A 10,830-nucleotide genomic window follows, 5' to 3' on the forward strand; every position below is an offset into this window, starting at 1 on the left:
GACCCGAGAGAAAGATCGATTGATGACCATTGTGCCGACCAACACGCCGTTCAACTACAACCTGGGCGTCGACTACGAGACCTGGGAGAACGGGCGCACCGGGCGCAGCATCAGCGCCGACCTCGACCAGATCGGTCAGTACTTCAAGCTGGTGCGGACCTACCACGATGCGGCGGTCGGCGTGCCTCCGGGCAGCGCGCCGGTCATCGATCCGACGCAGGCGGCGGCGATCGGCTACATCGTGGCCCACCCCGGCATGCAGCTCGTGATGGGCACCAACAACAACGCGGTGGCGAGCGGTGGATTCGGCACGGCGTGGTCGGCCGGGCTGATGACCAGCTCGACCTACACCGACCAGTGGGTGCAGATGATCATCGGCGCCTTCGGAAGCGTGGCCAACGTCGAAGCATCGCTGGCGCTGATCCAGATCGGCAACGAGCTCGACGCCAACGGGCCGCCGCCTACCGATCCCGCTTTCCCGAGCTACCAGGGCTGGATCAACTCGGCCTTCATCAACCTCAAGACGTCCCTGGCCAATGCGGGGCTGGACTCGATCCCGGTGTCGACGACGATCGCCAACTACCCGGCGACCGCCTCGGCCAACCCGATCGCCTTTAACACGACCCAGTATATCATCAGCAACTGGAGCACGGGCTGGAATTCGAACACGCCGATGGTGTTCTTCAACCAATACACGCAGAACAACGGATCATCGACCGACTACCAGTACGACATCAACTACTTCACCGGGGCGAGCACCAGCCTCGGCAGCGCGGGCGAGGTAGCGATCGGCGAGACTGGCTATTCGACCTTCTACGGTCAGGGCAACCAGCAGAACGTCTATCAGCAGATCGTGGCGTGGCTCGACAGCCAGTACAACACCTCGAACCACATGACCGTGCCGATGTTCCTGTTCGACGCGTTCGACCAGCCGGCGATCACCAATTGGGAAGGCCAGTACGGCATCTTCTCGCAGGGGCCGTCGTTCACGCCGACCGGCCTGAAGCAGGGCATCTCGCTGCCGGCGTGGTCGGCGACGCCGATCGACACGCAGATGGCCGGCAGCGGCAACGACGTGATGTACTCCGCCGCGCCCGATGCGAGCTTCCTGGCAGGCGGCGGCAACGACACGGTCGTCGCCACGGCTGGCTCCAACAACCGCCTGATCTTCTGGGACGAGGCGCAGAGCTTCGCGGTGTCGATCGCCGCCGGCCAGCAGGCGCTGACGGTCCACGATAACGGCGGCACGCACGGCACCGACAGCATCTTCAACATCCAGTTCCTGCAGTACGCCGACCAGACGGTCGACCTGACCTGGCTGGTCAAGGCAGCCAACCTGCCGGCCGAAAAATTTGCCCCGGTGATCGAGCTCTACGGCGCCTATCTCGACCGCGCCCCCGATGCGACCGGCCTGCACTACTGGGTGGCCCGTTTCGGCGAAGGCATGAGCCTCTCCGACATCGCGGAGAGCTTCCACGATTCGGCCGAGGCCGTGGCCCTGCGGCCGGCGACACACAGCGCGAGCGAACTCGTCACCGCCGCCTACCAGGACGTGCTCGGCCGCGCACCCGACGCAGGTGGCCTCGCCTACTGGGTCGCGGAAGTTTCAGGCGGCCGCCTGCCCGACCACAAGCTACCGCTCGCCCTGGTGCTGGGCGCGTTGGCGTCGGGCGGCGGCAGCGCCGATGCGCAGTACATTGCCAACCATGTCGCCGTCGGCGCCTACTTCGCGCTCGAGCAGGGCCTGAACGACATCGCGCAAGCGCGGGCCGTGGCAGCGCTCACCGACAGCACGGCGGCGAGCGTCACCGCTGCCAATCACCTGACCGACACCTATGCCGCCGCTGCAGCGGCGGTCGACACGGCCGAGCTGGTGGTGACGCTGGTCGGCATCACCGGGCAGATCCACGTCTGACCGAGCAGATTCGCGAGCGACAGCTCGGTCAGCCGTGCACGGCGACGTAGTCGTCGCCGTGCTTGATGCCGGCCAGGATGCTGCTGTCACTCGAGGAGACGCCTTTCAGCAGCTCCGTCGCCACGGCAATGTCGGCCGCGCCAGACCACGCCATGCCGTGCTCCTGCTGGGGCCTCGTCGCTGATTGCGAACGAACTCGCGATGTTGCCGAACAGCGCTTTGGTTTCTTGCGTCGACAGGCCGGCATGGAACTGATCAAGCCAGAATGCGAAGCCTTCGGCATCGGCCGCGCGTCCCATGAAGGCGACGTAGGTCACAGCGATCTGCTCCTCAGGTGTCAGGGCCAGCAGGTTCAGGGTGGTGATCTGGCTCTTGATGACAGGCACCACGTGGATGGTCACCCGCCCGTCATCGTGGCCGTCCGGCCCGACGGCGGTGTAAGTGAAGCTGTCGGTCCCGTGGAAGCTGGCGTCGGGCTTGTAGGTGAACAGGCCATTGGCATCGAGCGTTACCGTGCCGTGACGCGGCCCCAAGCCGAGCACGACAGCGGTGGCGCCGATGTCGTTGCCCAGCACGCCGGGCGTGGCCTGCCCGTTCACCTGCACCTGAAACTGGGACAGCGACACCCAGTGGCCTTCGGTCGTGACATAGGCATCATCGTGCACGACGACCGGCAGCGGGTCGTCGTTGCGAATGAAGTTCCATGCGATGTCCGACGTGGAGGTGACTCCAGACGGCAGATCGCCGAGCTGCACGATGAAGTCTTCATTGGTCTCCGACGACGTGTCGCCCGACGCCAGCACGGTGAACGTCTTCCGGGTGTCGCCCGGTGCGAATGTCACCGTGCCGCTCGGGAAAACACCGCCAGCGAAGTCCGCAGCGTCGGCGGAGTAGACCCCAAGGCCCTCCCAGGCCTTCGTCGCCGCCCAGGAGAACGTGCGCGGCACGGCGATATCGCCCGACAGGATGAGCTCGAAGGTGAAGGCGGTCGTGCCCCTGTCACCCTCGTCCTCCCCGTACGTCAATCGATGGAGCTCGATGGTCGCCTCGTCGTTCAAGATGGTGGCCGTCGCGACGGTGTGGCCGTCAGTCAGCCCGACCTCGTTCGACAACCGCACCTCGAATGCCTCGTCGGGCTCCATGACGGCATCGGGGGCGATACGGATGGCGATAGTCTTGCTGGTCTCTCCCGGCTCGAACGCGGCGACACCGCTCGGTCCGCTGAATCGCACACCGTCGACAAAGTCGAAATAGTCGGCCCCGTCCAACCCCACCGTCCAGGCCACCCCGTGAGCCTTCGAAAGGTCGCCCCAGCGCGTCACCTCGAACAGGAACTCGGCACCCTCGCCATCGACCGAACCCTCGCGCAGCCATGGCATCAGGGTGGTGATCGCGATCCTCGTGTCGTCGTTGAGGATCGTGCCGCTCGCCGATATCCCATAGTCCAGGCTGGACGCCGGATCATAGGCAGTTACCGTGAAACCTTCGTCGGGCTCGATGTTGATGTCCCCCCAGCTCAGGGCCCTGATCGTCTTGCTGGTCTCGCCGGGAGCGAAGGAGACCGCTCCGCTTGAGACGGCGAGGTCCGAACCGTCAGCCGGATGCTCGCCCGAGCCGTACGCACGCCAGTAGACAAGTCGCGCCTCCGAGGTGTCTCCGCTGCGCGTCATCGTGTAAAGAAAAGGGCTGCCGCCGTAGGCTCCCTCAGGCTGGTGAGACGCTCGAGCGCGGTGATCGTTATCGACAGATCGTCGGTGGCGGCCGGTGAGACCGCGTCCTGTTGGCTCACCAAGATTGCCGTAAGGGTTCCAGAAGCTGCGCGAAAAAGTACGCGTGCGCCCAATCATGAGCGGCAACGTTGAAGCAGCCGGCGCGATGCCACGACATTATGTCGATTTTAAAGCAGCACGCGCCCTGAAGGTCTCTTCTACAACCGCCCTTTCCGCTTGGCCACCGCCTCGGCGAGCAGGCAGAGGATCTCCCACATCATCGTCACGCCCACGAGGGCCGTGTTGCCGCTCATGTCAAACGGCGGCGAGACCTCGACCACGTCGCCGCCGACCAGGTTGAGGCCGCGCAGACCGCGCAGCAGGCGCTGGGCCTCGTGCGGAGTGTAGCCGCCGATCTCGGGGGTGCCGGTGCCCGGCGCGTAGGCCGGGTCGAGGCCGTCGACGTCGAAGCTCACGTAGGTCGGGCCGCTGCCGACGACGCGGCGGGCCTCGGCGATCACCTTCTCGACGCCGAGGTCGAAATACTCCTCGATGGTGATGACGCGCATGCCCTGCTCGACCGCCCAGTCGTTGTCGTCGCGCTTGTAGAGCGAGCCTCGGATGCCGATCTGCACCGTCCGCTTGGGATCGAGCAGGCCCTCCTCGACAGCGCGGCGGAACGGCGTGCCGTGGGTGTACTTGTAGCCGCCGAAATAGGTGTCCCAAGTGTCGCTGTGGGCGTCGAAATGCACCATGCCGAGCGGCGCCTGACCCGAGGCGATGCCGCGCATGATCGGCAGGGTGATCAGGTGATCGCCGCCGGCCGACAACGGCACCGTGCCGGCGGCATGGATCCTGGTGAAGAACTTGCCGATGCGCTCCAGCGAATCGTCGAGGCTGGCCGGGTTGACCGGGGCGTCGCCGAGATCGCCGCAGCGCGCCAGCTCGTAGGGCGCCACCCGCGTCACGTGGTGGACGCGGCGCATCATGGTCGACAGGTCGCGCATCTGGCGCGGGCCGTGGCGGGCGCCCGGCCGGTTGGTCGTGCCGCCGTCCCACGGCACGCCGACGATGCCGATCTCGACCTCGGCCGGATCGCGAAACAGCGGCAGGCGCATGAAGGTGGCGACATCGCCGAAGCGCGGCACCACCGTGCCGGCCACGGGCTGGGGAAAATCCTTCATGCTTTCAAGAGCGCCTTGCGGGCAACGACGAACTCCTCGACGGCGGCGACGAACCGATCGGCCTCGGCCTCGCCGATCATGATGTTGAGGGCGACGAAGCCGCGCCGGGCGATCCAGATTCCGGCCGCCAGCATGTCAAAGAAGAACAGCTCCTTGGCGTCCTGGTTGCTTGTCGCAATGTCGGCCGCGGTCCGAATTGGCCGCGTCGTGGCATGCGCCGTCATCATCGAGCCGATGCCGGAGAACTGGAAGGCCACCTTCTCGCGCGCGCAGATCTCGTTCAGGCGCTGGCGGATGCGCTCGCCGCGCTCGTTCAGCTCCTTGGCCGCCGCCGGCGTGTAGACCTCGCCGTAGCCCGCCGCGCCGGCCGCCATGGTGAGGGCGTTGTTGTTGAAGGTTCCGGCGTGCGGCAGATGGTCCGGCTTGGTCGGGTCGAACAGCTCCATGATATCGTGACGGCCGCCGAAGGCGCCGAACGACATGCCGCCGCCGATGTACTTGCCCAGCGTGGTCATGTCGGGGATGACGCCGGTCTTCTCCTGCAGGCCGCCGGGCGACAGGCGCGAGGTCATGACCTCGTCGAAGATCATGGTGATGCCGCGGGCCTTGGTCTCCTGGCGCACCATCTGGAGGAAGGCGAGATCGCCCGGCAGGCAGCCGTGGCTGCCCTGCATCGGCTCGAGCAGCACCGCGAACAGCTCCTCGCCGTGCTTGGCGAGCAGCGCACGCGTGCCCTCGACGTCGTTGTAGGGCGCGACGACGTACTCGTACGGCATGTTCACCGGGCTGCCGCCGCTCACGAAATAGAGCACGCCGCCATGGTAGCCACCGTGAAACACCATGACCTTGGTGGCGGCCTTGCGGCCGTTGCGCTGCGCGAACACACGCGCGCCGGCCAGGGCCATCACGTTGCCCTCGGTGCCCGAATTGGTGAAGCGGACCAGGTCGATCGACGGCATGCGGTCGGCCACCAGCTTGGCGAGCCGGGCCTCGTTGGCGTTGCGTCCGCCGTAATTCCAGCCGTGGTCGAGCGCGCGATCGATGGCGGCGCGGATCACCGGATGGGAATGGCCGTAGATGCCCGCCGTGTACTCACCCAGCACGTCGATGTATTCGTGGCCGTCGACGTCCCACAGACGGCAGCCTTCGCCGCGCGCCACAGTCAGCGGAAAGGGAGAATTGTGCAGCGTCGTGCGCGTGTTGCCGCCCGGCATCGCCTCGCAGGACTCATTGTGGCGCGCCAGGCTCTTCTGATTGCGCGCGGCGTAGGCTTGGCGCGCCTCGGCGAGCGCGGAGTGCAGGTCCGAATTGACCAGGGTTTGATCGGGCACGGTTCTCTCTCCTCTGTATGAGGACAGTATCACACCACGTTCAGCTCCCGGATAGGCCGGCCTGCGGATAGACGCTCATAACCAAATGACGTCAGGTCCAGCGTTCGATAGCTGCCATGCACGATCAGCTCGGCAACGGCGCGCCCGACCGCCGGCGACTGCTGAATGCCGTGGCCGGAAAAACCGGTGGCGAAGATCAGGCTCTCCATCCCCGGATGGCGGCCGACGATGCCGTTCTGGTCGAAGGTGTTGTACTCGTAATAACCTGCCCAGCTGTTCACCACCTTGGCCGCCTCGAAGGCTTCTACGCGACCGGCCAGCACCGGCCACACCATCTCGTCCCATTCCTGGTGCTGGACCTCGAGCGGGGCGCCGCCCGGGTCGTTGCCCTCGGCGGGCGTCGTGCCGCCGATGTAGAAGCGGCCCTCGGGGCGGAACCAGGTGCCCGACGGATCGATGGTGAGCGGCGTCAGCCCGGGCGGCTCGCGCACGTCGAACACGAAGACCGAGCGCCGCCGTGGCTCGACCGGCAGGGCAATGCCGGCGAGCGCGGCCACCGCGCCCGACCAAGGCCCGGCTGCGAGCACGATGGTGCGTGCGGCGAGCCGTCCTCCGTCGCGCAGCACGACGGAGTCGGCCGCGAGACCCACCACCTCGTCCGCGACATAGATGACGCCCGCCTCGCGCGCCTTGCGGCGAAACGCCTGCATCAGCGCCGGCCCGTCGAACCAGCCTTCATTGGCGACCCCGTGCGAGGCCAGCGTCACGCCGTCGGTCGCGATCCAGGGAAAGCGCCGCTGCAGCGCCTCCGCGTCCAGCAGCTCGACGGCGCAGCCTTCGCCTTTCTGGATGGCATGATTGGCCCGCAGCACCGCCTCGCCCGCGGGACTGCCGAGGAACAGGTAACCCGGCTCCTTGAGCCCGAGATCGACGCCCAGCAGCTTCGGCGCCCGCCGCAGCACCGAGAGCCCATGGCGCGACAGATGGATGTTGAGCGGCGTCGAGAATTGCTGGCGGATCGAGCTCGCCGACAGCGCCGAGGAGGCCCGCGCATAGGTCGGATCGCGCTCGATCACGACCACCTTGCCGTCGAAATTGGGATCCGTCGCCAGATGCCAGGCGGTCGACGAGCCCATGACGCCACCGCCAATGATCACTACCGGTAATGTTGAACTCAAGAGAGGGTCCCAGCCGTTTGCTCGTTCGTTTCACGCTATAATATTCGCCACATCCTATTCGCCATCCTAACCCTCCGTCATCCGGCCCCTCTGTCACCCCGAGAGTTTGCGAGCGAACAAGAAAAGGTCCCTCGCTGCGCTTCGGGTGACGGTATTGTTGTCATCCAAGCGCAGCCTTGACGTCATCCCGAGCGCAGCGAGGGGACCTTTCCTTTCAAGGAAGCCCGCGCCAAACGGCGGTCGGCTGAGACATCTCTCACCGCATCGCCGGCGCGCTTTGCAGCAGCTCGGCCAGCGGCTCCTTGTAGAACTTGGCCATGCCCGTGGTGCCGTGGCCGCGGGTGTCGGCGCTGGCGGGGATCAGAAGGAGGCGGCCGTTGGCGACCTGCTTCATTGCGGCTTCCATCAGGCCGGTCTCCGGCGGATTGCGCTCGTCGTCGGCGGCATTGATGGCGAGCAGGCGCGCCTTGATGTGCACGAGGCCGGGCGAGGGATCGTAGTCGCCCGAGGATTCCCACTGGTAGAGCGCATCATTGGCGTCGGCAGTGAAAGGCGCGGCGAGGCGCTGGTCGAGGAGCTTGTCGGCGGCCTCGCGGGTCGGCGCCGCCTTCTGCAAGGCGATGTTGCCGCCGCTGGTGCCGATGGCGAAGAAGACCGACGCGACCCTGGCTGAGCGCGGCTGCGTGGTGTAGTTGCCATCCTTCCACTCCGGGTCGTTGCGGATCGAATCGATGATCAACCGCCGCATCATCCAATTGCGGCTCGACATGGCGGTAGGCTGCGACGCCATCGGGGCGAGCGTATCCATGAATTCGGGATACTTCACGCCCCATAGCCAGGTGTGCATGCCACCCATCGAGTTTCCGATCACCAGCCGGACATGCGTGATGCCGAGGCCCTCGGTGAGCAGGCGATGCTGCGCGTCGACCATGTCGGCGTAGTTGTACCTGGGGAATTTCGCGCGCAGCCCATCCGACGGCTTGGAGGATTTGCCGTGGCCGATGCCGTCGGGAATGACGATGAAGTACTTTTGGGCATCGAGCGGCTGGCCCGGCCCGAACAGCTCGCCGGCAAAGGCCGGCGTCAGCATGCTCGCGGCCGAGCCGGTCGTGCCGTGCAACACGAGCACCGGCTGGCCAGTGCGCTCCCCCACGGTCGTATAGGCGAGCCGCAGCTCGGACATAACCTCGCCGGTATGGAACTTGAAATCGCGCGCGACCCATTCGCCGGTGCGCGGTGCCGGATAGTCGGCGGCCGATGCGATGAGCGGCGTCGCGAGCAGCGACAGCACGAGCGTGAGGATGATTGGCAGTCGGATGTTCATGATTCCCTCCCCGATTTCATGTTTTGCGTCGTCCTGAGCGGAGCGAAGGACCTCATCGCCGCTTCCTAGAGAGTACATGGGACGCTCCGGGGACGAGATCCTTCGCTCCACTCAGGATGACATGAGGGCGCGGGCACACGCGGGTCAACCTCCCGGCACCCTCACCCAGCCCTCCATCAACCGGCGGGCCGAGCGGCTCATCATGACCTTGCCGACCTGCCAGTGCTCGCCGTGGCGACGGACCTCGGCGCCGACCCTGAGCGCGCCGGAGGGATGGCCGAAGCGCACACGACCATCCGGCCCCGCCGGCGCAACGCGATGCACGAGGGTCCCCGGGATGGCGGCCGCCGCGGCGATCGCCACGGCGCCGGTCCCGGTCATGGCGTGATGCAGCACGCCCATCGAGAAGATGCGCACCAGGATATCGATCGAGCCCGCCGCCACCGCACGGCCGTCCGAGGCGATGTAGCCGGCCGGCCTCGCCACGTACGCGAGCTTGGGTGTGTGCGGGCGCCTGGCCGTCGCCTCCTCCGGCGTGCTGGCAATGCCCATCATCACTGTGCCCAGCGCGCGCACCGCCTCGGCACGCGCCAGCACGGCCTTGTCGCCGTTGACGTCGCCTTGCAGCTCGGTGCCCTTGAGCCCTAGGCTCGCGGCATCGACGAACACGGTCGGATTGCCGGCATTGATCAGCGTCGCCTCGACCTTGCCGACGCCCGCAATGTCGAGCACGTCGATATGATTGCCGGTCGGGAACGTGGCCCCGCCACCACCGCCTGCGGCTGCCTCCCCGCCTTCGCCGTCGTCGGCCGGATCGAGGAATTCCAGTTTCACCTCGGCGGCCGGAAAGGCCACGCCATCGAGCTCGAAGTCGCCCAGCTCCTGCACCTCACCGCCCCGCATCGGCACGTGGGCGATGATCTTCTTGGAGATATTGGCCTGCCAGATGCGCACGACGGCCTCGCCGTCGGCCGGGCCCTCAAGCAGGCCGGCACCGAGCGCAAACGGCCCGACGGCGGCGCTGAGGTTGCCGCAATTGCCCGACCAGTCGACCAGCGGCCGGTCGATCGCGACCTGGCCGAACAGGTAATCGACGTCACAATCCGGTCGCGTCGATTTCGCCAGGATGACGACCTTGCTGGTGCTTGAGGTGGCGCCGCCCATGCCGTCAGTATGCTTGCCGTAGCGGTCCGGGCTGCCGATCACCCGCATCAGCAGGCGGTCGCGCTCAGTCGGGTCGGCAGGCAGGTCGTGGGCGAGGAAGAAGACCCCCTTGCTGGTGCCCCCGCGCATGTAGACGGCGGGGATTCGGAGCTGCTTCATCGGCGCCTCGACAGGATGATGACATGTTCGGCACACTATAATCCCTATCCTGACGCAATGATTGGGGACGCGGCAGATGCGGGTACTCGTGGTCGAGGACAACAGCGAGTTGGTCGTCCTGCTCACCAAGGCGCTGGAACGGGCCGGCCTGGATGTCGACGGAGTCCGGACCGTCGCCGATGCCGAGGCATCGCTCCGCGCCATGAACTATGCCGCCGTGGTGCTCGACCTCGGCCTGCCCGATGCCGACGGCCTCAGCCTGCTCGACCAGATGCGCCGGCGGCGTGATGGGACCCCGGTCCTTATCCTGACGGCGCGCAGCGGCATCGAGGATCGGGTGAAAGGTCTGGACAAGGGCGCCAGCGACTATCTGATCAAACCGTTCGCTACCGAGGAGCTGATCGCCCGCCTGCAATCGCTGCTGCGCCGCGCGCCGGCGCCCGAGGGTCACGTGCTGACGCTGGGCAATGTCGCGCTGGAGACCGCCGGCCGGCAGACCAGCGTCGCCGGCAAGCCGGTCGCGGTGCCGGCGCGCGAAGCCGATCTTCTTGAGGTGCTGATGAAGCGCAACGGCCGGCTGGTCTCGCACGAGGTGCTGCGCGGACAGGTCTTCGGTGCCGCGCAGGGCGTGTCCTCCAACGCCATCGAGGTCTACATCCATCGCCTGCGCCGCCTGCTGACCGACGCCGGCGCCAATGTGCAGATCCACACGATCCGCGGCGCCGGCTACCTGATGAAGGCCGACACCGCCGGCGCAGCGTAGCATGGGTCGGCTGCCGCCGGTCGATCCCTCGAAAGGTCCTCGCTATGCTCGGGATGACAGATTCTTTGCGGTCAACACCCCGTGTCATCCCGAGAAAGGCACC

Annotated in this window: 8 protein-coding genes; 2 read left to right on the forward strand and 6 right to left on the reverse strand. The window is 66.6% G+C overall.

From position 1 onward, the window contains the following. Positions 1 to 22 precede the first annotated feature (22 nt). On the forward strand, positions 23 to 1,915 hold the full coding sequence (locus ACILR9_RS28405; RefSeq protein WP_395713343.1) for a DUF4214 domain-containing protein: 1,893 nt from the start codon (positions 23 to 25) through the stop codon (positions 1,913 to 1,915). Positions 1,916 to 2,001: 86 nt separating this feature from the next. Here ACILR9_RS28405 and ACILR9_RS28410 read toward each other — a convergent pair whose 3' ends face one another. The 6 genes from ACILR9_RS28410 to prpF form a co-directional block, all read right to left on the reverse strand. Then, a complete protein-coding gene (locus tag ACILR9_RS28410) occupies positions 2,002 to 3,762 on the reverse strand; it encodes a Calx-beta domain-containing protein (RefSeq protein ID WP_395713344.1) in 1,761 nt (586 codons plus the stop codon). Positions 3,763 to 3,842: 80 nt separating this feature from the next. Then, positions 3,843 to 4,808: an agmatinase gene (gene speB, locus ACILR9_RS28415; protein ID WP_395713345.1), complete on the reverse strand. Its 966-nt coding sequence runs from the start codon at positions 4,806 to 4,808 to the stop codon at positions 3,843 to 3,845. After that, a complete protein-coding gene (locus ACILR9_RS28420) occupies positions 4,805 to 6,139 on the reverse strand; it encodes an aspartate aminotransferase family protein (RefSeq protein ID WP_395713346.1) in 1,335 nt (444 codons plus the stop codon). The genes speB and ACILR9_RS28420 overlap by 4 nt, the downstream gene beginning before the upstream one ends. 29 nt (positions 6,140 to 6,168) lie before the next feature. Then, positions 6,169 to 7,296: an NAD(P)/FAD-dependent oxidoreductase gene (locus tag ACILR9_RS28425; protein ID WP_395713378.1), complete on the reverse strand. Its 1,128-nt coding sequence runs from the start codon at positions 7,294 to 7,296 to the stop codon at positions 6,169 to 6,171. A gap of 277 nt (positions 7,297 to 7,573) precedes the next feature. After that, a complete protein-coding gene (locus ACILR9_RS28430) occupies positions 7,574 to 8,641 on the reverse strand; it encodes an alpha/beta fold hydrolase (protein WP_395713347.1) in 1,068 nt (355 codons plus the stop codon). A 144-nt stretch (positions 8,642 to 8,785) separates the two neighbouring features. Then, on the reverse strand, positions 8,786 to 9,964 hold the full coding sequence (prpF, locus tag ACILR9_RS28435; RefSeq protein ID WP_395713348.1) for a 2-methylaconitate cis-trans isomerase PrpF: 1,179 nt from the start codon (positions 9,962 to 9,964) through the stop codon (positions 8,786 to 8,788). A gap of 76 nt (positions 9,965 to 10,040) precedes the next feature. On the opposite strand from prpF, the gene ACILR9_RS28440 reads away from it, so the two are divergent. Next, a complete protein-coding gene (locus tag ACILR9_RS28440) occupies positions 10,041 to 10,727 on the forward strand; it encodes a response regulator (protein ID WP_395713349.1) in 687 nt (228 codons plus the stop codon). Positions 10,728 to 10,830: the final 103 nt, after the last annotated feature.

Source organism: Reyranella sp. (genome assembly GCF_044224635.1).
In the GTDB taxonomy this organism is placed as follows: Bacteria; Pseudomonadota; Alphaproteobacteria; order Reyranellales; family Reyranellaceae; genus Reyranella.

Coding starts and splice junctions, on each gene's coding strand:
- ACILR9_RS28405 (WP_395713343.1), top strand. CDS start 23: ATGACCATTGTGCCGACCAACACGCCGTTCAACTACAACCTGGGCGTC.
- ACILR9_RS28410 (WP_395713344.1), bottom strand. CDS start 3,762: ATGATTGGGCGCACGCGTACTTTTTCGCGCAGCTTCTGGAACCCTTAC.
- speB (WP_395713345.1), bottom strand. CDS start 4,808: ATGAAGGATTTTCCCCAGCCCGTGGCCGGCACGGTGGTGCCGCGCTTC.
- ACILR9_RS28430 (WP_395713347.1), bottom strand. CDS start 8,641: ATGAACATCCGACTGCCAATCATCCTCACGCTCGTGCTGTCGCTGCTC.
- prpF (WP_395713348.1), bottom strand. CDS start 9,964: ATGAAGCAGCTCCGAATCCCCGCCGTCTACATGCGCGGGGGCACCAGC.
- ACILR9_RS28440 (WP_395713349.1), top strand. CDS start 10,041: ATGCGGGTACTCGTGGTCGAGGACAACAGCGAGTTGGTCGTCCTGCTC.